The 25,189-nt window shown below is 43.3% G+C and carries 33 protein-coding genes; 10 read left to right on the plus strand and 23 right to left on the minus strand.

Annotated features, from left to right (window positions below):
• Window positions 1-42: 42 nt before the first annotated feature.
• The 3 genes from BQ8014_RS16155 to BQ8014_RS16165 form a co-directional block, all read right to left on the minus strand.
• Window positions 43-471 carry an RNA-binding S4 domain-containing protein gene (locus tag BQ8014_RS16155; RefSeq protein WP_080905258.1) on the minus strand — a complete coding sequence of 143 codons (429 nt, stop codon included), beginning with the start codon at window positions 469-471 and terminating at the stop codon, window positions 43-45.
• Between the two features lie 3 nt (window positions 472-474).
• On the minus strand, window positions 475-1,038 hold the full coding sequence (gene pth, locus BQ8014_RS16160) for an aminoacyl-tRNA hydrolase (protein ID WP_080905259.1): 564 nt from the start codon (window positions 1,036-1,038) through the stop codon (window positions 475-477).
• Window positions 1,039-1,119: 81 nt separating this feature from the next.
• A complete protein-coding gene (locus tag BQ8014_RS16165; RefSeq protein ID WP_080905260.1) occupies window positions 1,120-1,773 on the minus strand; it encodes a 50S ribosomal protein L25/general stress protein Ctc in 654 nt (217 codons plus the stop codon).
• 297 nt (window positions 1,774-2,070) lie between these two features.
• Here BQ8014_RS16165 and BQ8014_RS16170 point away from each other — a divergent pair, with 297 nt between their 5' ends.
• The 5 genes from BQ8014_RS16170 to BQ8014_RS16190 all read left to right on the plus strand — a co-directional run bounded on the left by BQ8014_RS16170 (window position 2,071) and on the right by BQ8014_RS16190 (window position 6,774).
• Window positions 2,071-3,069: a PhoH family protein gene (locus tag BQ8014_RS16170; RefSeq protein WP_080905261.1), complete on the plus strand. Its 999-nt coding sequence runs from the start codon at window positions 2,071-2,073 to the stop codon at window positions 3,067-3,069.
• Window position 3,070: 1 nt separating this feature from the next.
• Window positions 3,071-4,021, plus strand: coding sequence for a phosphoribosylaminoimidazolesuccinocarboxamide synthase (locus BQ8014_RS16175; protein WP_080905262.1), 951 nt, complete (start codon window positions 3,071-3,073; stop codon window positions 4,019-4,021).
• Between the two features lie 8 nt (window positions 4,022-4,029).
• Window positions 4,030-4,773, plus strand: coding sequence for a bifunctional demethylmenaquinone methyltransferase/2-methoxy-6-polyprenyl-1,4-benzoquinol methylase UbiE (gene ubiE, locus BQ8014_RS16180; protein WP_080905263.1), 744 nt, complete (start codon window positions 4,030-4,032; stop codon window positions 4,771-4,773).
• A 16-nt stretch (window positions 4,774-4,789) separates the two neighbouring features.
• The gene (locus BQ8014_RS16185; protein WP_080905264.1) at window positions 4,790-5,533 is read left to right on the plus strand and encodes a shikimate dehydrogenase family protein; all 744 of its coding nucleotides are present in this window, start codon (window positions 4,790-4,792) and stop codon (window positions 5,531-5,533) included.
• A gap of 170 nt (window positions 5,534-5,703) precedes the next feature.
• Entirely contained in the window at window positions 5,704-6,774 is a 1,071-nt protein-coding gene (locus BQ8014_RS16190; RefSeq protein WP_087880559.1) for a mechanosensitive ion channel family protein, read from the plus strand.
• Here BQ8014_RS16190 and BQ8014_RS16195 read toward each other — a convergent pair.
• The 16 genes from BQ8014_RS16195 to BQ8014_RS19890 form a co-directional block, all read right to left on the minus strand.
• The gene (locus tag BQ8014_RS16195; RefSeq protein WP_087880518.1) at window positions 6,759-7,379 is read right to left on the minus strand and encodes a 4'-phosphopantetheinyl transferase family protein; all 621 of its coding nucleotides are present in this window, start codon (window positions 7,377-7,379) and stop codon (window positions 6,759-6,761) included. The genes BQ8014_RS16190 and BQ8014_RS16195 overlap by 16 nt on opposite strands.
• Before the next feature lie 5 nt (window positions 7,380-7,384).
• Window positions 7,385-7,954, minus strand: coding sequence for a gliding motility lipoprotein GldD (locus BQ8014_RS16200; RefSeq protein ID WP_087880519.1), 570 nt, complete (start codon window positions 7,952-7,954; stop codon window positions 7,385-7,387).
• On the minus strand, window positions 7,951-9,300 hold the full coding sequence (gene gldE, locus BQ8014_RS16205; protein ID WP_080905267.1) for a gliding motility-associated protein GldE: 1,350 nt from the start codon (window positions 9,298-9,300) through the stop codon (window positions 7,951-7,953). Before gldE ends, BQ8014_RS16200 begins: the two co-directional genes overlap by 4 nt.
• A gap of 25 nt (window positions 9,301-9,325) precedes the next feature.
• On the minus strand, window positions 9,326-9,808 hold the full coding sequence (locus BQ8014_RS16210) for a single-stranded DNA-binding protein (RefSeq protein WP_080905268.1): 483 nt from the start codon (window positions 9,806-9,808) through the stop codon (window positions 9,326-9,328).
• A 96-nt stretch (window positions 9,809-9,904) separates the two neighbouring features.
• A complete protein-coding gene (locus BQ8014_RS16215; RefSeq protein WP_080905269.1) occupies window positions 9,905-10,342 on the minus strand; it encodes an META domain-containing protein in 438 nt (145 codons plus the stop codon).
• Window positions 10,339-10,776 (minus strand): META domain-containing protein, encoded by a 438-nt coding sequence (locus tag BQ8014_RS16220; protein ID WP_080905270.1) that lies wholly within the window; start codon window positions 10,774-10,776, stop codon window positions 10,339-10,341. Before BQ8014_RS16220 ends, BQ8014_RS16215 begins: the two co-directional genes overlap by 4 nt.
• A 204-nt stretch (window positions 10,777-10,980) precedes the next feature.
• A complete protein-coding gene (locus BQ8014_RS16225; RefSeq protein WP_080906009.1) occupies window positions 10,981-12,267 on the minus strand; it encodes an L-cysteine desulfidase family protein in 1,287 nt (428 codons plus the stop codon).
• A gap of 533 nt (window positions 12,268-12,800) precedes the next feature.
• Window positions 12,801-13,298 (minus strand): CPBP family glutamic-type intramembrane protease, encoded by a 498-nt coding sequence (locus tag BQ8014_RS20130; RefSeq protein WP_160150110.1) that lies wholly within the window; start codon window positions 13,296-13,298, stop codon window positions 12,801-12,803.
• A gap of 3 nt (window positions 13,299-13,301) precedes the next feature.
• On the minus strand, window positions 13,302-13,631 hold the full coding sequence (locus BQ8014_RS16235; protein WP_080905272.1) for a hypothetical protein: 330 nt from the start codon (window positions 13,629-13,631) through the stop codon (window positions 13,302-13,304).
• Window positions 13,632-13,771: 140 nt separating this feature from the next.
• The gene (locus BQ8014_RS19440; protein WP_160150111.1) at window positions 13,772-13,945 is read right to left on the minus strand and encodes a hypothetical protein; all 174 of its coding nucleotides are present in this window, start codon (window positions 13,943-13,945) and stop codon (window positions 13,772-13,774) included.
• Window positions 13,946-13,974: 29 nt separating this feature from the next.
• A complete protein-coding gene (locus tag BQ8014_RS16240; RefSeq protein ID WP_080905273.1) occupies window positions 13,975-14,157 on the minus strand; it encodes a hypothetical protein in 183 nt (60 codons plus the stop codon).
• 225 nt (window positions 14,158-14,382) lie between these two features.
• Window positions 14,383-14,457 carry a bacteriocin gene (locus BQ8014_RS20135; protein WP_080906010.1) on the minus strand — a complete coding sequence of 25 codons (75 nt, stop codon included), beginning with the start codon at window positions 14,455-14,457 and terminating at the stop codon, window positions 14,383-14,385.
• Between the two features lie 69 nt (window positions 14,458-14,526).
• Window positions 14,527-14,844 (minus strand): HTH domain-containing protein, encoded by a 318-nt coding sequence (locus BQ8014_RS20140; RefSeq protein ID WP_139785142.1) that lies wholly within the window; start codon window positions 14,842-14,844, stop codon window positions 14,527-14,529.
• A 63-nt stretch (window positions 14,845-14,907) separates the two neighbouring features.
• Window positions 14,908-17,070 (minus strand): peptidase domain-containing ABC transporter, encoded by a 2,163-nt coding sequence (locus BQ8014_RS16255; RefSeq protein ID WP_080905275.1) that lies wholly within the window; start codon window positions 17,068-17,070, stop codon window positions 14,908-14,910.
• On the minus strand, window positions 17,067-18,206 hold the full coding sequence (locus tag BQ8014_RS16260) for an HlyD family secretion protein (RefSeq protein WP_234998070.1): 1,140 nt from the start codon (window positions 18,204-18,206) through the stop codon (window positions 17,067-17,069). Before BQ8014_RS16260 ends, BQ8014_RS16255 begins: the two co-directional genes overlap by 4 nt.
• Before the next feature lie 44 nt (window positions 18,207-18,250).
• The gene (locus tag BQ8014_RS19890; protein ID WP_255376316.1) at window positions 18,251-18,382 is read right to left on the minus strand and encodes a hypothetical protein; all 132 of its coding nucleotides are present in this window, start codon (window positions 18,380-18,382) and stop codon (window positions 18,251-18,253) included.
• A 163-nt stretch (window positions 18,383-18,545) separates the two neighbouring features.
• Between BQ8014_RS19890 and BQ8014_RS16265 the strand changes: the two genes are divergently transcribed.
• From BQ8014_RS16265 to BQ8014_RS16280, 5 genes are all read left to right on the plus strand, one after another.
• Window positions 18,546-19,862, plus strand: coding sequence for a sensor histidine kinase (locus BQ8014_RS16265; RefSeq protein WP_160150113.1), 1,317 nt, complete (start codon window positions 18,546-18,548; stop codon window positions 19,860-19,862).
• 25 nt (window positions 19,863-19,887) lie between these two features.
• Window positions 19,888-20,184, plus strand: coding sequence for a response regulator transcription factor (locus BQ8014_RS20145; protein ID WP_369808812.1), 297 nt, complete (start codon window positions 19,888-19,890; stop codon window positions 20,182-20,184).
• A 155-nt stretch (window positions 20,185-20,339) separates the two neighbouring features.
• A complete protein-coding gene (locus tag BQ8014_RS20150) occupies window positions 20,340-20,597 on the plus strand; it encodes a winged helix-turn-helix domain-containing protein (RefSeq protein WP_369808813.1) in 258 nt (85 codons plus the stop codon).
• Window positions 20,598-20,676: 79 nt separating this feature from the next.
• Entirely contained in the window at window positions 20,677-21,951 is a 1,275-nt protein-coding gene (locus BQ8014_RS16275; RefSeq protein ID WP_080905278.1) for a M23 family metallopeptidase, read from the plus strand.
• 10 nt (window positions 21,952-21,961) lie between these two features.
• Window positions 21,962-22,330, plus strand: a complete 369-nt coding sequence (locus BQ8014_RS16280) for a YccF domain-containing protein (RefSeq protein ID WP_080905279.1) — start codon at window positions 21,962-21,964, stop codon at window positions 22,328-22,330.
• 9 nt (window positions 22,331-22,339) lie between these two features.
• Here BQ8014_RS16280 and BQ8014_RS16285 read toward each other — a convergent pair whose 3' ends face one another.
• The 4 genes from BQ8014_RS16285 to BQ8014_RS16300 all read right to left on the minus strand — a co-directional run bounded on the left by BQ8014_RS16285 (window position 22,340) and on the right by BQ8014_RS16300 (window position 24,994).
• Window positions 22,340-23,008, minus strand: coding sequence for a M15 family metallopeptidase (locus BQ8014_RS16285; protein ID WP_080905280.1), 669 nt, complete (start codon window positions 23,006-23,008; stop codon window positions 22,340-22,342).
• A 1-nt stretch (window position 23,009) separates the two neighbouring features.
• Entirely contained in the window at window positions 23,010-23,843 is an 834-nt protein-coding gene (murI, locus tag BQ8014_RS16290; RefSeq protein WP_080905281.1) for a glutamate racemase, read from the minus strand.
• 70 nt (window positions 23,844-23,913) lie between these two features.
• Complete coding sequence (locus BQ8014_RS16295) at window positions 23,914-24,411, minus strand: OmpH/Skp family outer membrane protein (RefSeq protein WP_080905282.1); 498 nt, start codon at window positions 24,409-24,411, stop codon at window positions 23,914-23,916.
• Between the two features lie 67 nt (window positions 24,412-24,478).
• Window positions 24,479-24,994 carry an OmpH/Skp family outer membrane protein gene (locus BQ8014_RS16300; RefSeq protein WP_080905283.1) on the minus strand — a complete coding sequence of 172 codons (516 nt, stop codon included), beginning with the start codon at window positions 24,992-24,994 and terminating at the stop codon, window positions 24,479-24,481.
• Window positions 24,995-25,189: the final 195 nt, after the last annotated feature.

The raw sequence follows: 25,189 nt of genomic DNA on the forward strand, positions 1-25,189 counted from the left end.
AATGCAAAGGTACAAAAAAGAATGGAATCGCCTCTACCCGACCTACTCCGTGTCGGAATCGAAGTCGAAATCGAAGAAGAAGTCGTCTTCCAGCGCCTCGTCGCCGGCAAATTGCTCCAATTCGCGCCGGTCTTTCTTGGTCGGCCGCCCTAGGCCTTTCTGGCGATCCACAAAACCGGCAATCCTGTTCATTTCCAATATCTCGTATTGCTCGGGAGGCGTCACGTTCGCCAGGTATTCCGGCACCAACTTCGCTCCCATACGGCGTTCGGTCAAAGCCAGCACCTTAAACGAGTAAGTTACGGGAGGTTTGCGGATCTGAATCACCTCTCCGGCTTTAATCATCCGGGAAGGCTTCACGTTCACGTTTCCGATCATCACCCGGTTTTTCTTGCAAGCGTCCGTCGCAATCGTCCGTGTCTTGAAAATCCGCGTGGCCCACATCCATTTGTCAATCCTTACTTCATCCATCTCTTATTTATGATTGTATTGGTTCATTGTCATCTGCACGCCGGCCAGGCAAAAACTGCGAACAATCTCCGCCGCCAGTTTCATTTTCTCCGGCATCACGGCCAATTCCTCCGGCTCAAAGGCGCTCAACACGTAATCGACCTGCTTTCCTCGCGGGAAATTATCGCCGATGCCGAAACGCAGGCGATTGTATTCCTGCGTCCCCAACAGTTCTTCGATATTGCGCAGGCCATTATGTCCGGCGTGGCTGCCTTTCGGCTTCAGCCTCAGCGTCCCGAAGGGTAGGGCCAGGTCGTCCACGGCCACCAGCAGGTTCTCTACCGAGATATTTTCCTTTTGCAACCAGTAACGTACGGCATGTCCGCTCAGGTTCATAAACGTGTTCGGTTTAAGCAAAAGCAACTCCGCATTCTTCACTCTCAGCCGGGCGGTAGCGCCGTAGCGCTGTTCGGTGAAAAACACGCCTCCCTCTTCCGCCACGGCGTTCACGATGCGGAAGCCTATGTTATGGCGCGTTCCCAAATATTCCGGGCCGATGTTTCCTAATCCAACTATCAAATATTTCATCGCTCGCAAAATTAGATAAAAAAGGGGAGAATGCCCATACGGCATCCTTCCCCTTTTCTTTTTATGATTGATTTGCCTGAATTACTTGCCCGGCGTGGTAGCGGCTCCACGGGCAGCACGCGTCAGTTTAACGCCGCAAACTACCGCATTCTTCGCATTCATCAGCTCCAAACCTTCAAAATGCAACTCTCCTACCTGAACCGTCTTGCCTAATCCCAAATGATCGATGTTGATAACCAGTTGTTCGGGAACGGCGCTGCTCAGCGCTTTCACTTTCAGCTTTCTCATTTCCAGGCCTAATTTACCGCCGGCTTTCACGCCTTCGGAGTGGCCTTCCAACTGAACCGGCACTTCGATAACGATTGGTTTGTCGTCGAATACTTCAAGGAAGTCGACATGCAGAATAGCATCGGAAACCGGATGAAACTGTATCTCTTTTACGATGGCCTTCACTTTTTTATTTCCTTTCAAATCCAACTCTACGAGGAAGATTTCCGGAGAATAAACTAACTTGCGGATGGAGTCGAAAGTAATGGTAAAATCGGTTACGATCAAACCTTTTCCATGATCCAACTCTACCAGCTTATCGCCGGAGCTTAACTTGCCGGTATAGGGTAATTCCACCGGGCTGCTTCCGTATAATACCGCCGGGATTTGAGACTCTTTGCGGATTGCTTTTGCCGCTTTTTTTCCAAGATCTTCTCTTGGAGTTCCTGATAATTGGAATGTTTTCATTTTCTTTTAATTTGTGTTACTCAAAATTAGTTTGCTCCCTAATTTCCCATCACACGATGCCTGGGTTTAAAAAAGCGTCGCAAAGATACGTCTTTTTTTCTTCCGGGCAATGCGTAAGGTCAATAAAATGGGAATTTTATCCGGGAATCCGTCCGGAAAAAACATTGCCGCTTGCCAACGGCCCGGAATGACCCCTCCATGGAAATAAAAGGATAAAAGGATAGCAACAAATTGGGAATATTTGTATTTTTGCTTTCCCGAAGAAAGATTGAATTGAGAAGCAATGCCATTAAATGAATGATAGAACGAATATATATTCTTGAGAGCGTAGATCCTGTGATCTTCTATGGCGTGAACAACGCCAACCTGCAGTTGATTAAAACACTGTTTCCTAAATTGCGGATTGTTGCACGCGGAAATATAATGAAAGTGATTGGCGACGAAGACGAATCGGAGTTATTCCTCAGGAAAATACGGGAAATTGAAAAGTATTGCGAAGAATTCAACGAATTGCCCGAAGAAGTGATCTTGAACCTGGTTAAGGGAAATGAAGTGAAACGGACGAATCAGGTGAACCTGATCATTCACGGGATGAATGGGAAAGCGATCGTCGCCCGGACTGAAAACCAGCAGTTGCTGGTGCATTCCTTTGAAGAGAACGATCTGGTCTTTGCCGTAGGCCCTGCAGGCTCCGGGAAGACATTCGTGGCGATTGCGCTCGCCGTAAAGGCGTTGAAGAACAAACAGGTGAAGAAAATCATCCTGAGCCGCCCGGCCGTGGAAGCGGGTGAGAAGCTCGGATTTCTTCCCGGCGAAATGAAAGACAAGCTGGACCCTTACCTGCAGCCGTTGTATGACGCTTTGCAGGAGATGATTCCCGGCGTCAAGCTGAAGGAATACATGGAAAACAATGTGATCCAGATCGCCCCTTTGGCTTATATGCGGGGACGTACGCTAAGCGATGCGGTCATCATCCTGGACGAGGCGCAGAACACGACGGCGCAGCAAATCAAGATGTTCCTTACCCGCTTGGGAATGAACGCCAAGATGATTGTCACCGGCGACGTTACGCAGATAGACCTTCCGGCAGCGACGACATCCGGATTGGTTCACGCGATATCACTGCTGAAAGAGGTACGGGGAATCGGGTATGTTAAATTCGGTAAAAAGGATATCGTACGCCATAAGCTGGTACAGCGGATTGTCGAAGCCTATGAAAAGAATGACGAAAAGCAGGCGAAAGAGCGGCTTTTGAGAAAAAAAGAGAAAGAGCAAACGGATATAAAAGAAGATTAAAATGAAAAAGGCATTAGTTAAAACGGATTTCCATTTTCCGAAGCAAAAGAATGTTTACCACGGCAAGGTGCGTGATGTATATAATATTAATGACGAACTGTTGGTCATGGTAGCGACAGATCGTATCTCCGCTTTTGATGTCATATTGCCGGAAGGCATCCCTTATAAAGGACAGATGTTGAACCAGATTGCCGCCAAATTCCTGGATGCGACGGCGGATATCTGCCCGAACTGGAAGTTGGCAACCCCCGACCCGATGGTTACGGCCGGCATAAGATGCGAGGGCTATCCGGTAGAAATGATCGTTCGCGGTTACCTTTGCGGAAGCGCCTGGCGGACCTATAAAAGCGGCATACGCGAAATTTGTGGGGTCAAGATACCGGACGGAATGAAAGAAAACGAAAAATTCCCGACGCCGATCATCACCCCGACCACAAAGGCCGCCCAGGGATTGCATGACGAAGACATTTCAAAAGAAGAAATACTGAAACAGGGGTTGGTTTCGGAAGCCGACTATGCGGTGCTGGAGAAATACACGACTGAATTGTTCCAACGGGGTACGGAGATTGCCGCCTCCCGCGGGTTGATCCTGGTCGATACCAAATATGAATTCGGACACCGGGACGGGAAAATCTACCTGATCGATGAGATCCATACGCCGGACTCCTCCCGTTACTTCTACCAGGAAGGTTACGAGGAACGATTCAGGAAAGGGGAGCCGCAGAAACAACTCTCGAAAGAGTTTGTCCGCGAATGGTTGATGGAAAACGGATTCCAGGGAAAAGCCGGACAGAAGGTGCCGACCATGACGCCGGAAATCGTAGAGGCCATCAGCAACCGGTATATCGAATTGTTCGAACATATTACGGGCGAGACTTTTGTGAAGGCGGATACGGATCAACTGCTCTCCCGTATCGAGAAGAACGTAACCCAGTATTTGCTTCAGAAATAACCGGTTGAATGGCATTAGGCTCGGAAAGGATACTTCCTTATCAGAAAAAGGAGAATAAAGGGACGCAAATCAGGCGGATGTTTGATGCGATCGCACATTCATATGATAAACTGAACCGTTTGATGTCCCTCGGCTTCGACCGGGGATGGCGGCGGCAAGGAGTCGCCTTTCTCCGCCCGTTTGCACCGAAGACGATACTGGATATCGCCTCTGGGACGGGGGATCTGGCGATACTGATGCAACAACGGTTACAGGCGGAAAAAGTGACCGGGGCCGATATTTCCGAAGGGATGATGGAGATCGGGCGGAAGAAAGCGATGGAAGCCGGATGCGGAGACAAGGTATTGTTCGAGTACCAGGACTGCATGTCCCTCTCCTATCCGGATTCTTCTTTCGATGCGGTAACAGCCGCCTTCGGAGTGCGCAACTTCGAACATATCGAACAAGGATTGCAGGAGATGTACCGGGTATTAAAACCCGGCGGGCATGTGATGATTCTCGAGTTATCCACACCGACCTCTTTGCCGATGAAAGCGCTGTACCGGTTTTATTCACGTACGGTCATTCCTTTCCTCGGAGGTTTTCTTTCGCGGGAAAAAGCGGCCTATACCTATTTGCCTGAATCCATCAAAGTGGTGCCGCAAGGCAAAGAAATGACAGAACTGTTAGCCCGCCAAGGATTTAAGGAAACCCGGGCGCGAACATTCACCTTCGGCGCTTGTTCCATGTATACAGGGACAAAAGCAGAATAGAATAAGGAGAATAAAGATGAAAAAATATGGTTTGATCGGTTATCCGTTAGGGCACTCTTTTTCGAAGGGGTTTTTTAATCAAAAGTTTGAGAGTGAAAAGATAGATGCGGAATACGTCAATTTTGAAATCCCGGATATTAAAGAAATAAAAAAGGTGATCAGAGAGAACCCGGGTCTCTGCGGGCTGAATGTTACCCTGCCTTATAAGACACAGGTAATCCCTTTTCTGGATGAGTTGGATCATGACGCCCGCCTGATCGGTGCGGTTAACGTCATCAAATTCGAACGGGGATTGTTCGGCCGGTTAAAGTTGAAGGGGTACAACTCCGACATTATCGGTTTCAAGCAGTCGATCGAGCCTTTGCTCAACCAGAGCCACCGGAAAGCGTTGATTCTGGGTACCGGAGGCGCTTCGAAAGCCATCTTCCAAGGCTTGAAGCAATTAGGCCTCGCTTCGACTTTTGTCTCCCGCAAGCTGAAAGATTATTGCATTACATACGAGCAGTTGACTCCCCGCATCATGTCCCAATATACGGTGATTGTCAATACGACTCCTGTGGGAATGTATCCGAATGTAGGAGAAGCTCCGAACATTCCCTACGAAGAATTGACTCCGAATCATCTATTGTATGACCTGCTCTATAATCCGGACGAAACCCTTTTTATGAAAAAGGGGAAGGAACGGGGTGCAGTCGTGAAAAACGGACTGGAGATGTTGCTTTTACAGGCTTTTGCCGCCTGGAATATCTGGAATCAGTAGTTGCGTTTATATCCGGTATTTGTATTTTCCCACATTTTTCCTAACTTTGTAGGGAACGCTTGCTAAATAGCGCTCGCTCAGATAGGGTTTGCCTTTTCCTATGGATAAATTTTATCCCGGCGCCTATCGGTATCTGAGTCCCGGTATAAACCTTCAAAGAATATATGCAGATGTTTGAAAATACTTACTACATTGAACTTTCACGTATCTTATTAAGCTCGGGCCTTTTTATCGCCGCTTTGGCAATCGTCTACCTCCTTTATAAAATCATTATCCGGAAGTTGAAAGCAAGGGCCCAAAGAACCAAGGGCCTGGCGGACGACATGATTATCGATTTACTGAAAGTCCCGTTGCTTTGGCTCTGTTTCTGGATACTGTTCAAGATATTCTCGTCCTATTCTTTCCTGTCGGATGTCACATTCGCAGAAACACTCTCGCATATCAATGATATCCTCCTGATCCTTACCGTAGGATGGATACTGATCAAGAGCGTGAACATTCTTTTTTATCGACTCCAGTCGAAACAGGATATTTCCAAGGAGGACAACTTAAATGCCCGGAGCAATCTCACGAAAATGAAGATTTTCGAAAAGATCATCGTATCTATCATTTCACTTATCTCGGTGGGTGTTTGCCTGATGACCATCGACTCGGTAAAATCGATAGGAGTCAGCCTGTTGACTTCCGCCGGGATCGCCGGAATCATTGTTGGTTTTGCCGCCCAGAAGAGTATTGCGACAGTCTTGGCCGGCATACAAATCGCCATTACCCAGCCGATCCGGTTGGATGACGTCGTGATCGTTGAAGGAGAATGGGGCCGGATTGAAGAGATTACCTTAACCTATGTCGTAGTAAAAATATGGGATGAACGGCGGCTGGTCCTTCCCATTATTTATTTCCTGGAAAAACCTTTTCAGAACTGGACGCGAAATACATCCCAGATACTAGGAACGATTTTCCTTTATGTCGATTACAGCCTTCCGGTGGATGACCTGCGGAAGCAACTACAACTCTACGTGAAGGATAATCCCCGATGGGACGGACGGGTAGCAAATATCCAGGTAACCGATGCAAAACAGAATTATAAGGAATTAAGAGTCCTCCTCAGCGGACGGGATTCCTCCCTGAATTGGGATTTGCGCGTTGAAATACGCGAGAAACTATTGGATTATATCAATGCAAACTATCCGGACAGCTTTGTCAAAATCCGCCTGGAATCCGTCGGTCATCCTCCGGCATAAGTCAAGACGAATTGGGGAGTCACCCGGTAATTGACCAGGAAAGCGCAGCCTTGCGGCGTCCGGCTTTCCTCCGCCCAAAAAGCGCCTTCCTCCCGGCAATCGAACGGAAGGATATGGAGATGCCTACGAAAATCCACCTCCTGCTGCCGGATCAATTTGAAGAGCGTTTCCTTTCCGCTCCAGTAAAGCAGGGAATGCGCCGGCTGCACCGGTGAAAGCTCCGCCAGCTCTTCTTCCGAAAGAAAATGGGTGTGCAGTTTTAATATCCGGTCGGAAAATTGTTCGATATCAATGGCTACCGGCGCCGTGCCGGATAGAACGATCGCAACATATCCTTTGGTGTGTGAAATGCCGATATGAAAGGAATGATCCGCAAGGTAAGGCGCTCCGTCGGATTCATAGCCGATTTCCTTCTCTTCGCCGGTCAATTCCTTGAGCAACACGCGAACGGCCAGCCATTCTTTCCGGCGCGCTTCGGACGTAATACGGGAAAGGAAAGGGAGATACCATTCTTTCCGTTCCAGTTGGCGGAGTAGTTCATCCGGGGACTCTTCCACTTTCCAAATCCCCAAGACCGGGGCCGACTGTTTCATCCGGAGTCCCATGCCTTTTATTTTTTCCAGTCGAAAGACTGGATCAATTCAACCACATCCTCCCGCAGATATTCCGTCACTGGAGCCAGCGAATCGCCGTTCGGACGGCAATCATAATACAGCGCTCCCCGGAAGAAACGGGAGTTGCGGTCCGTTATCATGAATTGGATCGGCGAAGGAGAAGCTCCTTCCACCAGATAAAGAGTTGCATAGACCTGCTTTTCTTCATTCTCATAAGCCTTTTCGATGATCTTGTCCGCCTGGCCGGCCGTTCGCCGGAGTAACGCCCGGCTATCCGCTTCCGCTTGCGGAAATGACTGGCGCGTGACGGGACTGAAAGTACAGTAAATCCGGGCATTCAAATCAGGATAAGACAGATTAACCCATTGTTCTTTCGTAGTTTCGAGCGGCATATCCACTCCGGCCAGCCGGGAAACCCGAAAAAAATAAGGAAGTCCGGAGGCCGGCAAAGGACGGTATGCCGGAGCCGGCAAATCAATCCGGTAGTATCCCCGCGGCTTCGGCGTATATTCCGTACACGACAGGGACAAACCTATCAGCAATAAATAACAAAGCGTACGCATCATTCCTTGCTTTCTCCATTTTCCGATTCTTCTTCTCCCCTATTCAGGAGGCTGAACTTCACTTTCAGGATCCGCCGTTCGTCTACTTCCAATATCTGGAAACGATAGTCTTTGAAATCAATGATTTCCCGCCGTTGCGGAAAACCGCCTTTGATCTCCAGCAAAAGGCCGGCCAATGTTTCGACTTCCTCGGTCAGCTTGCCGAATTCGCTTCCCGTGGAGCCGATCACGCGGAAGAAGTCGTTCAACGGTATCTTTGCCTCAAAGATAATATTCCCGTCGTTCAATAAGATAAACTGGCGTTCTTCCTCATCATATTCGTCGGAGATTTCCCCGACGATTTCCTCCAGGATATCTTCCATTGTCACCAGTCCGGAAGTCCCCCCGAATTCATCCACGACAATGGCCATATGTATCTTATTCGTCCGGAATTCTTCCAGCAGGTCGTCGATCTTCTTCGTTTCCGGTACAAAATAAGCCGGGCGGATCAGGCTCTGCCAACGGAATGTATCGGGCTTATCGATATAGGGCAGCAGGTCTTTGATATATAAGATCCCCTTAATCGTATCTTCCGAGACGGCATAGACCGGAATGCGTGAATAGCCGGACTGAACGATAAAATGAAGTACCGCATGGAAACTACTCTTAATGTCGATATCCTCCATATCCAACCGGGAAGTCATAATTTCATTCGCCGTCTTATGATAGAATTTGATGATATCGGCCAGCATATCCTTCTCTTCGGCCATCTCGCCCGAAGTCAACGCCAAAGCCTTGCTCAGGTCGTCGACCGAAATATCTCTTTTCTTCTTTCCCGCCGCTTTGTTCACCATAAAGGAAGATGAGGCCAGTTTCCCCAACGGGCCGCAAACGGCATAAACCAGCCGGACAAAAGGAACGCTGAAACGCACGAAGCGTAACGCCCGGTTTTGTACATAAAGTTTCGGTAGGATTTCGCCGAAAAGCAGCAGCAAGGCAATGAAAGCAACCAGCAGCACCAAAAAGCCGGCTAACGGCATGGCCGAGAGTTCGAAAAAGCGGCCGAAGGCATAAAGACACAGCATAATCACTGCTACATTGATAAAAACGGCAGAAACCTGCAGGCTGGAAAGCAAAGGCTCCAACTGGGTTAGCAACCGGGCGATCCATTGGTCGGCTTTCGTTCTTTCTTCGTTAATCTCTGTCGCCTCTTCATTCGTCAGTGAGAAGAAAGCGACTTCCGACGCGGATAAAACACTGGAAACAAAAAGCAGGATCACTGCAATGGCAGCCGCTATGACCGGATAAAGCAGCGGTCCCTGAATAGTAAGTTGCCCGAAAAGGCACGAATAATAGTCGTCTGAGTCCAAGGATGGTTAAAGTTCGTTAGACATATCAGAATGGTAGATCATCCACTTCATCGGAAGAGGGAAGATTCGGTTGAGAACTTGCAGACGACTGAAACGGTTGTACCGGTGAAGCCTGCGTTTGTGCACTCTGTTGTGATGGGGTTGTTGTCGATTGTGAATCGTCACGCTTTCCTCCTCCCAGGGAGAAGAATTCGACACGATCGGCATGAATCTCCGTTATATAACGCTTAACCCCGCTTTGATCATCATAATTGCGTGTCCGGATTTTCCCTTCCACAAAAAGCAAAGAACCTTTCTTTACCCATTTTTCCACAAATTGCACCTGATCGCGGCGGACAACGATGTTATGCCATTCGGTGCGCTCGGGGACGACCGTACCGTTTGCCAGCGTATAGCCTCTCTCCGTCGTAGCCAAAGGGAAGTTTGCGATCGCATTCCCGGTATCGAAATAACGGACTTCGGGGTCTTTCCCTACGTAACCTATTAAAAGCACTTTATTCAATGACATATCCACTCTAATTAAACGTTCCTACAAAGGAACACAAAAGGTTGCATTTCTCAAAGAATTCAAATCTTTTTTATTCTTTTCACCAAGAAACGATTTTTATTTTTTGGACAAGGACATGATTTTTTCACCCGTCAAGCCGTAAAGAAAAATCGTATCCACCGGAGCCACCCGATCGGCTGTCCCATAGCGGACTACTTCGTTCAGCGTCTTCAACATCTCATTTTCACCGCTCATGTCCATGCATCCCTTTCTGGTGGATACGATTTTCAACAGGCGGATGATTTCTTTCCGCTTTTCATTGAATTCGATCTGTCCGCCCAGTGTATTACAACCCGTACTGCCGGATACCATCAGACGCTCTACGTCAAAGGTCAATTCCTGCCCCGTCACCTCCGGATCCAACGCCTTCCCGTTCATTTCGATCACTCCCCACCGTCCGTCCAGGTCGGAGGAAGCGGCCACTAAGGCTTTGCTGCTTTTGCATCCGGCCAAAGCCAACGCTAATAAAACACAGAGAAAGAATGTTTTTTTCATTTTCCATCCTCTTTTTTATCCAGCAGCAACAATCCGTTTCCGTCTTTATCCACGAGTGAAAGTTCGCCTTTTTTCTCCCCGCCTTTCACTCCGCCCACTTCAATCAGCGCCTGGGAAATCTTATTCTCCAGTTCCAGATAAGGGCAGGCCATTAGCGTGGACATCGGCATCGAGAACTTTACCGCCGAGGCATCGCTCTCATCGAAAGTAATGGAAGAGTTGATGATGTTACATCCCGTATTCCCATGTACCTTCTTCTCACTCACGTTTATTACCAGAAAAGGAAGTTCTTCTTTTGTTATGCCCTCCCCCTTTACGGAAACAATATTCCATGCGCCGTCCAGGTCTTTAGCCGTTATATTTTTTGCGGAAGAGCAGGAAATTAATCCGGCAAGCGCCGGAAGCAGAAACAAAATTGTGCAATACTTTTTCATCTTTATCTATTTATGTATCTCTCTATATGAGATGCAAAAAAAGGCTCTTTTGTTTGGAAAGGAGAATGATTTTAGGCTAAATTAACGACTTTCGCCTCCCGGGCGACATTTGTTACCTCCGATAAAAATGATTCTGACCAGTTATCTATTATTATTATGGATATATAGGACTTTATTTCGTAAAATAGGAATTGTCCTCCTTCTTTATTTCTTATGAGTCATTATATCGAGTACCGCCTTGTCAGTCTCCCGCATAGCCTGAGAACCTATACAGGTCAGATTATCAATGCATTTATCCACATCATCATCAATAATCCCTTCGACAGAAGTCACACATTTTTGCTCCATTGCCAGCATTGCCGAGAGTAGAGCTGTAGACACTCCGCTAGCCACTTTCATCGAACAGCCGGGTTTGGCTCCGTCGCAAATCATTCCTGTAAGATTTGCAATCATATTCTTAACAGCGAATGTAATCTGTTCATATTTTCCTCCCATAAGAAGGACAATCCCGCAACTGGAACCGGTTGCAGCAATCACACAACCGCAAAGGGCGGATAATCGTCCCAGTTTTTGTTTTATATAAATAACTGTAAGATGGCTCAACATCAATGCCCGGGCAAGTTCTTCTTTGGTTTTGTTATATTTTTCGGCATATATAGTCACAGGTAAAGTTGCAGCTATGCCCTGGTTTCCGCTTCCCGAATTACTCATGACCGGAATCATCGCTCCCGCCATACGTGCATCGCATGCAGCTGAGGTATAAGATAAGATATTTGTAAATACGCTATCTCCCATAACTGAGTACTGCGATTTACCGTTCAACGTCCGGCCTAACTCGTGTCCGTATTTGTTCTTAAACGATTGCTCCGATGCTGCTTTATTTATTCGTGCAGATTCTAATATAAATTCTATATCATCAATAGAACTATTTACGGAAAAGTCATAAATAAGATGCATATTAAGTCCTAACATATCCTCAGCACTAGGTACTTTCGGAGCTAATTTCGAATCGAATAGAACAGTATCGTCTTTTTTCAGATAGATAAAATTTGTATGCTCTCCGGCTATAATCGCTGTTGCTGTTTGATTCCCATAAGAGCAAATGGCTTCGATATAAAGCATCTCATCTGTTTTGTCTTTCAACTTTATTTCGATATTACCACTGTCGATCATTTGCTTCCCCGCTTCCAAAGCTTCCGGCGAAGAATCTTTTAGTACTTCCAGCAGGTATTCGGATTTACCGATCAGGGCTCCTAATGCCACTGCAATAGGTAATCCTATCATGCCATTAGCCCCCGGGATACCCACTCCCATCGCATTTTTTAAAACATTTGCACTCAGATAAACTTTAATTTTTTCCGGCTTATATCCCAGTATTTCTTTAGCTTTAGCCACACATAGCGAAACAGCAATAGGCTCGGTACATCCAATAGCAGGAATCACTTCTTTTTTGGCTAAGGCAATGATTTCATCATATAATTTTTTTTCCATATTACTATTTATATAAAAGAAAAATGTTTCAAGTATAAACATCAGTCTTTCTGTAAAAAAAATCACCTCTTTAAGTGACTTATCCATGTAAAATTCAGCTTTCTGTTCATCCCCAGTCATCATAAAAGCCTATCCTAGATAAATAGAAGCGTACACGGGGCAGCCATATCGTCTCTTGTTTTATTTGCTATATTGTCCAGTATATGGGCAAAATATAGTTAAACAAGCGTTACAAAGTAACTAATTTATTTATTAGAACTATAATAAAAATGACAGTCAGTAAAAAAGAACCATTAGTTACTATGTTTGCAAGTATATCTGTTTCTCTTATGATTGTAAAACTATGCATGAGGATGTCAAAAGTCATTCGCTTATTAACTGAAAAAATGGTAGTATTGAATAAGCGCAGTCATAACTATGAACGAATGGATTCATAACTATGAATAAGCGCAGTCATAGTTATGAATTTTTTACAGTACTTTCTTTTGAAACAAATGCCACTCCCTGAGTAAAATGAAAAGCAAAACATTAAATTAAAAGAATTTCCAAAGAATTATAGCGTTGATATTTATCAAAGCATGCAGAATTGCTGTTACCCAATATCCAAAATACACTCCTTTGTGTTGTTTTATGGTATATGTATACATTAATAGTCCTCCAGTAATAATATTATAAATAATGTACGAGAGTGTATAAAAGTGGGAAAAACCGAATAGAATAGCACCGATAAGTATAATCATATACTTCCGGCGTCGAAACCATTTAGATAATATTAATAAATAATATATTGCAATTTGAAAAATGAGTGTTTCCAGAAGAGGGCCTACAATAACAGTTAAGAAAATTATCCCTACAATGTGCGTATTTTGAAATGACTCATTAGGCGTTGTATAAAAAGCGATATCAATTCCCTTTAATATTTTCTCAAAAAAGAACGATAGAGAAATCTGGATAGGCGTATAGCATAGCCACAATATTAGAACAGAGCTTACAACACCTCTGTTACGAATAAATCGATTAAACGCCTTCACCAATTAATGTGTTTTTATTATTTTAGATATCCCCCATGAGACGATTCCACCAACAAAGACCGCTGCTATTTTAACAAGAATGATACTATAATCTGCATCTCTTGCCAGCAATATTGAAAGAATAACACCTATTGCAACCGCAAAAGTGCTTTTAAGTGTATTTTTCTCTACAAGGAAAGCGATACAATAGGTTATGGGTATAATAAGGAAATATCCTCCCCATTCGGCAATATGGAAAAAGCTATTTAACGAATCATGTAATAATAAAAACCATAAAACAAATAAAATAACCAAAGCAGATAAGATGATCCAATAAGAGGTTTTAGTTGCCATTTTTATAATATTTACGTTTATATATAGTATAAGGGGGCGTATCAAAAGGCAGCTTCTAGTTCAGGAAGGCTTTGCTTCAACTACCTGTAGATAGGGGAACTTTTGAAAATTCGAGCTTTTGACACACCCTCCTATTTTATTTATTTTGAGCCCATAGCATTCCAGGGGGATTCAGTATTACTAGCCATGATTTCATAATTCCACCGGCAAAGATACCCCACAGCATATGCCAACCATGTACCACCTTGAATTTCTTTGATTTCAACCTCACTTAGTTCTTTTAGATCTAAGTTCTTATAATCTAAATTTTTCATAACAATTGCATTTTTATTTGGTAATTAAGTTATCTTCCACCTGCATTCCAGCCATCTATAAAATCACTTCCCGCCCCTCTGTCTAAAAATTCGGATATGATTATTCCCGCGGCGAGCCAAGCCAAAGCTGCAAGAAAACCACCATTGACCTCTTTCATTTGAGTATCATTCATTTCTTCCACACCAAGTGTAGCTATATCTAACGTGTTCATAATAAAATTGTTTTTTAATTAAATATAAATTACAATAAGCCAACCGGTTTAACCTATTTTTCACAAAGGTATATTAATGTTGTGCAATAAAATTGCACTTTGATAAAAAATCCACTTAAAGTTTTATTGTTGGTAAAGAAAGAAAATTATTCTCAGATAAAAGATTATCCTTATGTTATTTCTATGTTATCTTTATCTTAACATTGGATATGTTATTCATTTTTCCTATCCCCCATTCACTTCTTCTAATTCATGAACATCAAGTTCTTTAAATTCCAGATCTTCCATACAAAATAACATTTTAAACTATTAGACTAAAATTGTTTACTGTAAATTATTTCGTGCACATATCTAATTTACAGAACAAATCTATAAACACTCCGTGTAATAGTATTGCACGGAAGAAAAAAGAGATTTTCCTCCTAAAACATTCATTTTCTCACTGGAATTAAGAAGAGATACGCCTATCTTTATCTCAATTTGAAAATCATTCTCATAAAAAAAACTTTCTTCCATACGACTATACCGTATTTCGGCGCCAAAACTTTTTAATTCCTCCAAGACATTATAGAGTTGCCTGCGGCTCAAATGTAATCGTTCCGCAAATTTACATGGATTACCAGTCTCTCTATTTTGTATCAATCGATGGATACGTTTTAAACGATCAAGAGTTTCAAAAAGGTGCATATACAGAAATGTTTAATAGTTAATCCTTTAACATTAAATAATCATAGATATTCCATTCATATATTATCCTATCTCATCAAATTGTTCGTTCCATAACTTTCGGTAAACGCTTTGACACATTAGTAATTCTTGATGCGTACCTTGTTCTACTACTTTACCATCCTCCAATACAATAATTGCATCTGCATTTTTTACCGTACTTAACCGGTGGGCAATGATAACAACGGTCTTACCTTGATTGGCCAAAGTTGTTAGCGTTTGTTTCACATAGCGTTCAGAGATAGAATCAAGGGAAGAGGTTGCTTCATCAAAAAGTAAGATCTCCGGATTCTTGTAAAGGGCACGGGCAATCGCAATTCGTTGTCTTTCTCCACCCGATAAGGAGGCGCCTTGTTCTCCAATCTGTGTGAGATAGGAATTAGGTAGCTTTTCAATGAATTCACGAATTCCTAATTGCTCGCTTAGTTCAACAATCCGCTTCATATCCGGTTCAAAGTCACCCAATGCTATATTTTCAATAATATTTCCTGCAAATAGTTCAATCTGCTGAGGAACGGTCCCTACGATTTGGCGAAGACTTTCATTGCTTATTTGTGTTATATTATAACTCCCGATATGTATGCTTCCTGATTGTATCGGATAGAGGTGCTGAATCAGGGAAATTAAAGTTGTCTTACCCGAACCGCTTTCTCCTACAATTGCGGTCGTTTCTCCTTTCTTGATCGTAAGATTAAGAGAATCAAAAACCTGTTTGCGAGAGCCATAGCGAAAAGCGACTTTATCGAAAACAAGATCACCGACCATTTCTGACGTAAGTTTGATTGTATTTGTTTCGTCTTGTTCTCTTTCCAGATCCATTATTTGAAACAAACGATCGGCTGCAATCATTGCATCTTGAATCGTTTGATTAGATGAAATTAGTTTACCGACCGGGCCTAAAACATACCCAATTAAAGAATAGAATACCATCAAAGTGCCCGGAGTTAGCTCCTGATCTATAACAAAAGTACTCCCGATCCATAAGACGGCGATTGTAATGCCGGTTGATATAAATTCAATTCCGCCATTTGCAATAATAGAGCCGTAGATACTTTTAAAGGTATTGCGAATGAGTTCAACAAAGCGGACTTCTGTTTTTAAGTTAGAAAACGATTCGACCCCAAATCGTTTAATGGTAGATACGGAATTAAGAGATTCAACCAATTGAGATTCTAATTCTGCTCCGCTCTCCATTATTTTACGTTGGTATTTCTTGTTCAGTTTATTGAATAGCACATAAACCAGTATAAAAAGAGGAGCAGAAACAAAGGTGATCAAGGCTAACTTCCACGAGTAAAGAAACATGATACAAAGAGTAAATAGAAGAATCAGGAAATTGACCACCAAGTCTAATGACACATTGTTAATAAACGTACGAATCTTTACTGCATCATTTACCCGGGAGATAATTTCCCCCACTCGCATGGTATCAAAAAATTGTTGAGGAAGTGTAAGTAAGTGTTTGTAATAACCTAAAATAAGAGAGGCATCTATTCGTTGGCCTGTCTTTAAAGCCAGAATACTTTTCATCGCACCGATGAATGTACGAATCAATAGAATAATAAACATAATAACCCCCATGAGATTTAACAGGTTTATGTTTTTATCTACCAAGACATAATCCGTAATTTTACCAATGAAAATAGCTGTAGATAGTCCTAAGATACTATAGACCACAGCCCCAAACAAAGCTTGGCACATCACACTTTTATGTGGCTTCAATAAATACCAAAAGCTTTGTAAGGTACTTTGCTTTAAATTTCCTTTTTGAAATGCTTCTGTAGGGTGAATCAGAATTAATATACCGGTCCACTCTTTTTTGAATTCTTCAGATGTCTTTTTATGGAGTTTACCATCTGCAGGATCCATTATTTGGATATACTTCTCCGTTACCCTATAAATGACAACAAAATGTTGCAGAACTTCTTTTACTACAATATGAGCGATTGCCGGCTTAGGAATATCCGGCAAGCATTCAAATGGACCTTTCACGCCTTTTGCTTCGAAGCCTAATTTCTGTGCGGCCTCAATCATTCCCAATATATTTGTTCCCTTTTTGTCTGTGAAAGCATACTGGCGTATTCGTGATAGAGGAAATTGTAGCCCGAAATAGGCGGCAATAGAAGAAAGGCAAGCTGCACCACAATCAGTTATGTCATGTTGCCTTACCTGTATATTCTTTTTCATAGATTCTGTTTTGCAAGGGTATTAGTCGTATACTGAGTTGGGTTTGCCCAATCATCCATCTTTTGGTATAGTAGCTCAAAAAGAGAACGACGGGTAATCATAAAATGTGTAGAGATGGTCATTCCTTTTTTTAGATTCCCTTTTACCCCATTTTTCCGTACCAAATAGTTTCTATCTATACTACATTTCACTTTATAAAAAGCGTTGTTATTTCCGCTGTCAGTGAAGAAATCAGATGATATCTCCACGACTTTGCCGGATATTATACCCCATTCATTATAGTTAAAAGACTCAACCTGAATATTTACCGGCATATCCAGATGAAGATAACCAATATTACGAGGAGTGACATACACCTCGCAAAATAAGGTTGAGTCGGGACTGATTACGGCTAAAGATGTCCCCGTTTGTATACTGCTACCTTTATAAAGACCTCTGAACTGATCCAATGTACCGCTTACCGGACTAATCACTACATACGAATCCTTCTCTTTAACTTCTTGTTTTAAAGCGGCCTGCATTTCATTATAAGAATTGGAATATGTGTTCAGATCCGTTTGCCATTTGCTGATTTGATTATCTTTTAAGGACGCCAGTTCATTTTCTGCTTTTGAATACTCATACTCATATTTTTCAAACTCCTCTTCCGAAATTACTCCTTTGTCAAAGAGTGGTTTATTACGCTGGTAGTCTTTTTTTGTTTTACCCAAAGTTGTTTCAGCCTCTACCGACTGTTTACAGTAATAAAGATATTCTTGCCGGCGTGTATCTGAACTAAATACTGACGGCGTCGTTCCTTTTGACAAATAACGTAGGTCATTTAAATGTTCACGAAAATCATCGATGCGGTTTTGCTGATAATTAATTTTGTAATTCGGGTTGGAAGTTCTGAATGTCAATAACGTATCACCTTGATGAACCTTCCAACCCTCTTTTACATAAACAGAATCGATAAACTCTGTAAGACTGGCTTTAATCTCCGTCTTCTCTGCTATCGGACGGATAACTCCCACATCTTGCACAGAAATATCTACATAGATAAATGGTAGGGAAACAATTGCCGCAACGATAACTATTAAGACAAGCCAATAGATCTTTTGGGACTTTGTTGAATGCTTATCTATGTATGCGTCCATACTGTTTTTAATTAATTCAGAGGGCAATAGATTCATAATTTCTATTATTTATCCTCCCACACCAACTTTAATTCCTTATCAATTACTTTGTATGCCCAACCTCCACCAAAATACTTTTGTTGTTCTTTAATGCTAAGTTCTCTTAATTGAGATTCTGCATTCTTCGTTTTTTTCATATTCATACCTGATTTACTTTTTGTGTAGTAAAAAAACAGATTGTAATCCGAAAAGAAGGTTATCCGTATGTTATCTCTATGTTATTTTTATCTTAACATTGATATACAAACAAGTCTTTTTCAGTAAAAGAAGTTTATCTTTGTGATTATGTTTTTAATTAATATGAAAACAAATCTCTTTAATAGAATCTTTATAGCAGCTTTATCTTTGTTATCCTTATTTCAAGGAGTCTGGCTATATAATGCGTATAAGTTAAATGAAAAAGAGATTCAAAGACTATCTAACAAATATTTAGTAGAGGCCATCGAAAAAGAAACTGATTTTCGTTTTTTAGAGGTGGAAAAGAAAGTAAAGGAAGAGCCAAGTAACAAAGAATTTATTTTTGAATATGAAAATATAGATCATAGAGGAGTAATATCACAGCAGTTTGATATAACGCAACAATTGTTGGTAATCAAAGGTATTCCATTGAATCTCTTCACTCTTGATAGTATCTATTCCTCCATGTTAAGCCAAAATAACATTAAAGCAGAATATACATTAATTTACCGGGACTCCACGAAAGTATTGAAAGCGATAGGAAAAGTAAAGGATGGGTATAAGACCGACCGAATCCCTATTGTCCACGGTACGGAATTACAGGCAATTGTGGATATATCCGCTCCTGTAGTTTTCAAGCAGATGACTGCGGTGTTAAGTCTTTCCGTACTTATCTTACTCTTAATAATCGCCTGTCTGTTCTATGAAGTTCGCTTTTTCTTCTCACAACAGCGATTGAACCATTTACGGGATGATTTTACACATGCTTTGACACACGATATGAAAACGCCTCTGAACTCCATTTATATGGTGATTGACCAATTAGGGAAAGGGGTACTTGACAATAATCCAACGCTTCGAACTCAGTTTTGCGAAGTCGCCACGGAGCAGGTTTTAAACCTCCAGAATTTAGTTGATAAGATTCTGACGATTGCCAAAATGGAAGAGAAGAAATTAACGTTATCTAAAAAGGAAATCAATTTACCTCTGATGATACAATCTCTCGTGGATAAATTTACTGTTGGAAGCAAAAAGAAACTCTTTTTCAAAACAAGCTATGACTTGAAGGAACGTATTTTATTGGCCGATCCGGTTTATCTCAGTGAAGCGATCAGTAATTTAATTGATAATGCAATTAAATATTCAGGTGATCCCGTACAGATTACGATCTCTTGCCTTTCGACAGAGACGCAAATAATAATCAAGGTAAAAGACGACGGAACAGGTATTTCATTCAAAGACCAGCAAAAGATATTTAATAAGTTTGAGCGAGGTGCTGCGGTAAAAAAGAAGGAAGTCAAAGGATTCGGATTGGGGCTCCGGTATGTCAAAGACGTAACAAATGCACACGGTGGAACAGTCGCTCTCTCCAGTATGGAAGGAAAAGGCTCTGAGTTTGTCATTGCGCTTCCAATAGTTATTGCACCTATAGATAATTGATAACTTTGTTACAAATAAGAAGCTGATGGGAAAAATAAAATTACTGTTAGTAGAAGATGATGCTGCCTTTTCATTTATCATCAAAGGTTGTTTAGAGTTAACCGGAAATTACGATGTCTCTATTGCCTCCGATGGGAAAGAAGGATTAGAGAAATATGCCGCCTTTATTCCGGATATCATCGTCGCCGACATAGAGATGCCTATTATGTCGGGTATTGAGTTGGTTTCCGTTATCCGTCGGAAAGATACGCAGATACCCATCCTTTTCGCCTCAGCAAGGACTTCGCCAAAGGATTTGATCGAAGGATATAATTTGGGATAGACAATTATATTCGGAAACCTTTCCTGCCGGAAGAGTTGAATGCACATGTTCAGGCCATCTTAAGACGATCTCAATCAACACTTCTATCCACCAATGAAACAACCCCCTATTTATTAAAAATAGGAAAATATCTCTTTGATACAAAAGCCCAGACTTTGCAAAGGCAAGATAGAACGATTAAGCTAACCGAGCGCGAATCTCAAATTATCCTGCTCTTATACCAACAAAAAGGTAAAATTGTAAAAAGAGAGGACATATTGACCCAATGCTGGGAGCATAGTGATTTCTATACCTCCAGAAGCCTGGATGTCTTTATAAATAAATTACGAAAATACTTCAAAGAAGACCCAGGAATTGAAATCAAGACGGTGAGAAAAAAAGGCATACTATTGGACATAAAATCGGTTCCCTGAACAACCTTTTAAATGCCTTTCTCCGGTTAATTAACCGAAGCATCCTGCGAAACTCCTATATTTTCATTATTTTCGCCCTATGAACCAGAAAAGAGATAAACAAAAGAGGAGAAAACGTATTCCTTTTTATGGACTGCTCATCGCTTTTGCCCTGTGCATTTCCTGTAACCGGCATACGAAACAGGCGGATGAGAATGAAGTGGAAAAAGACACCATCCGGGGAACTTATCAATATGGCATTTGCATCGATTCACTCGAAGTGACGGAATACCTGATTAAAAACGGCGAGAATCCCGCCTCCATTTTAGCCCGCCTGGGATTTTCCCCGGCTATGGCGGACAGCATCAACCGCGCATCCGGAGAGATACTGGATCCGACGCGCATCCGAGCCGGCATGAGTTATTACACGTTCTGCACCCGCGACAGCCTGCCGGAAATAAAATACATTGCCTTCGCCAAGAACCTGACTGATTTTGCCATCATCGACCTGACCAAGGAGCATGTCACGGCCTACCCCTTCAATAAGCTGGTGACTACCCGGCGGAGATACCTGGAAGCGACCTTAAGTTCCTCTCTCTGGAACGAAATCAAGGGCATGGGAGCCGATCCGTTGCTGGCCATCAAATTGTCGGATGTCTTTGCCTGGCAAATCGACTTCTTCGATGTCAAGGAGGGTGATTCTTTTCAGGTCATTTATCACGAGGAGTTCATCGAAGATTCGATTCCGCTGAACATCAGTTCGGTGGAGGGGGCGATCTTTACCCATATCGGGAAGCGGTATATCGCCATTCCCTTCGTGCAGGACAGTGTCACGGAGTTTTTCGACGAAGAGGGTAACAGTTTGCGGAAGGCCTTCCTGAAGGCTCCGATGGACTTCTTCCGGATTACTTCCCGCTTTACGAACTCCCGCTTTCATCCGGTTTTAAAGCGGTATCGCGCGCATCATGGCGTGGATTATGCCGCGCCGGTCGGTACGCCGGTCAAAACCATCGGCGACGGCACCGTGATCGCCAAAGGCTATCAGGGAGGCGGAGCAGGAAACTTCCTGAAAATACAACATAATACGGCTTATGCCACGACCTATATGCATCTGAGCCGCTTCAAAAAAGGCCTTCGGATAGGAAGCCGGGTCCAACAGGGAGAAGTGGTCGGTTATGTCGGTTCAACCGGCCTCTCCACCGGTCCCCATCTGGATTTCAGGGTCTACAAGCATGGGAAGGCGATCAATCCGTTGCATATGGAGGCGCCTCCTTCCAAGCCGGTAAGTCCTGAACTGATGGACAGCTTCCGGATAGTCAAACAGCGGGTTCTGTTGGAACTGGACAGTTTAAGCAAAAACAAGGAACACTTCTAATTCTACCAATATGAAAGTAATAGGCAACATTCTCTGGCTCGTTTTCGGCGGTATTATCACGGCTATCGAATATTTGATTGCAAGTTTGCTCCTAATGATCACCATTATCGGGATCCCTTTCGGAATTCAAACGCTCAAGTTGGGACTATTGGCCTTATGGCCGTTCGGGAGTAAAGTTACAGACAACGGAAGCTCCGGCGGATGTCTTTCGGTGATTATGAATATCCTGTGGATCCTGGTAGGAGGCATCTGGATCTGTGCAACTCACCTTGTGTTCGGGTTCTTGCTATGCATTACGATCATCGGCATTCCGTTCGGAATGCAACATTTCAAACTGGCGGGGCTGGCGCTTACCCCCTTTGGAAAGTCGATTGAATAGACCGGCAGGTCAGTCGATCAGCGGCAGGTTTTGCCTTGCAAACGACCGGCTGCAAGCGTTGAAATGCCACCATTCGGAAGTGACGGTCGTAAACCCGGCTTGCTTCATGATCCTGCGGAGCAATCGCCGGTTGGCATATTCCTCCGGGGTGATTTTCTTTGCTTGCACCAATTCCTCTTCCCGGTCGGTATTCGCCTCTTTCCCGAAATAATCAAAAGGCGTCCCCATTGGCAAGGGCTGTCCTTTTTCATCCAGAATGGTTATATCGACCGCCATCCCGTAATTATGCAATCCCCCTCCCTTGGCCGGATTTGCCACATAATAGGTTTTGCCCGTTCCTTGCACCAAACTCCACATCCGCCTCTGCACCGCCATCGGACGGGCGGCGTCATAAATCAACAGTCTCTTCCCGGGATGCTCCTTCTTCAGCAGCTTCTGGGCCTGCAGCAGTTTCTTTGCCGCCTCGGGGCGCAACCAAGCCCGCGTAAGCCCTTGGTAAAGGACTTTTCCTACAAAATTATCAGGAGTCGCATATTGAAGGTGAACTTGTATCGAAGTGTCCAGGGTGCAAACATCGACAAGTCCCCTTTGCCGCAAAATATGATCCCAGTCGGTCGCCTCCGCTTGGAAATAGGCCGGAGAAAACAAAAGGAACAGCAAGAAAACAAATCTGTTCATCTCAACGGATAGCTATTTGCTCTGCTTCTACCGGATGATTTAAGAAGAGAGTGCCCGCCTCGGAAAACTTCGCGGCGGATTCGGTTGTCAGAAAACGGACGCTTCCCTGTTTCGACAACCGGCTTTCCATCTCCGGATGGCGTGACAGATAGTCCTTCAGGCTTTCGGCTACCCGGCGCCCTTGCGAAAAAAGGGTAATCCCTTCCGGCAAGTAACGGCGGATTTTATCCGTCAGCAACGGATAATGCGTACAGCCCAGTATCAGTGTATCGATTTGAGGATCAAATGAAAGAATATGATCCAAGTGTTTCTTTACAAAATAATCGGCGCCGGGTGAATGGGATTCGTTATTCTCAACCAAGGGCACCCACATCGGGCAGGCTTCACCGGTGACGGTAATATCCGGAAAGAGTTTCTTGATTTCCAAGGCATAGGATTGGGAGGAGATGGTACCGGCCGTACCCAAAACCCCGACATGCTTCGTCCGGCTGATCGAGTTAATGACTTCCACGGTAGGACGGATGACGCCCAATACCCGGTTTTCCGGTGCAAAGCGGGGCAGGTCATGCTGCTGAATCGTACGCAAGGCCTTCGCCGAAGCGGTATTGCAGGCCAGGATAACCAAGGGGCAGCCCTGTTCGAAAAGCGTTTGGACAGCCTGACGGGTAAACTCATAAACGACTTCGAACGAACGTGTTCCATAGGGTGCCCGCGCATTATCTCCCAGATAAAGATAGTCGTATTGCGGCAATAAATTCAAAAACTCCCGCAGGATAGTCAAGCCTCCATAGCCGGAGTCAAATACGCCGATCGGCGCTTCCGATTTTATTTGCATAGAGAGACGAAATAAAAAAGGATGCCACTTCTAACAGACGGGCATCCTCATTATTTTATTTTTAATGTAATTACTTCAGCCCTAACTTGGCTTTCACGAAGGGAGTCGCATCAATGCTGCTTGCTCCTTTATACAGGAGGATCTCCGGGTTCAGGATATAGGCATATCCCTTTTCATCTCCGACAGCTTTGATCGCATCTTGCATTTTCTTTTGGATCGGAGCATACAGCTCTTGTCCTTTCTTCTGCATATCCTCTTGGGCTACCGGAACGAAGTTCTGTATTCTTGTACGGAGATCTTCCAGTTCCTGCATTCTCCTCAACTTGATGTTTTCAGTCAAACTGTCTTGCTGAGACGTGAAATCAGCGTATTTTTTCTGATATTCTTCTTGCATTTTCTTAAATTCGGCTTCATACTTCTGATTCATATCAGCTAACTGAGACTCAACGGTAGAGACTTCAGGCATAGCCGTAAAAACCTCCTGTGTGTTTACATAGGCTATCTTAACTTCTTGAGCGAACATTCCCATCGGGAAAATCAGACATAAAAGGACAATAAGTTTCTTCATCTTTTAATTTTTATATTACTTGTTATCAGTTTAATTTCAATCCTAAAAAGGTTACAAATTTACAGAATTATTTCGAATAACCTAACTTTATCAATACTTCATTACTGATGTCTATTTTAGGAGAAGCAAAGATGATGCTCATTGCCGAGGCCCGGTCGATGACAACTTGGTATCCTTTATCTTCCGAGATTTCCTTCACAGCGTTATAAATCTCATCCTGAATCGGTTTCATCAAGCCGCTGCGTTTTTTAAACAGCTCCCCTTCCGCCCCGAAGTACTTGCGCTTCAGGTCCTGGGCTTCCTGCTCCTTCTTCACAATCGCCTCTTCTCGTTTCGTCTTCATTTCGGCTGAAAGGAAGACCAGATCGCTTTGATACGCTTTATACATATTCTGAGCTTCCTGCTGGATAGCATCCACTTCGTTCTGCCATTTCCCGGAGACTTGGCTCAATTGTTCGTTCGCCATTTCATAGGCGGGAATATTTTTAAGGATATACTCCATGTCAATTAATGCAAACTTCTGAGCCATAGAAGCCAGCGAACACGCGAACAATACACCTATTATTAAAAGACTTTTTCTCATTTCTCTTCTGTTATTGTAAGTAAACCATTGATATTGCAAATATAATAGAGCGTTTTAACTTTTGGAGCGAATTTACGTTAATTAATTTATCCTCCCGGAATATTACGTTATTTTATATCAAGAATCCTTAGTTTTCTTTCATCATTACCGAATGTTTCCCTTTCCGTCTATTCTTTTCATGTTTAGGATTTCACG

The sequence above is a fragment of the Parabacteroides sp. Marseille-P3160 genome (assembly GCF_900162725.1).
Taxonomy (GTDB): domain Bacteria; phylum Bacteroidota; class Bacteroidia; order Bacteroidales; family Tannerellaceae; genus Marseille-P3160.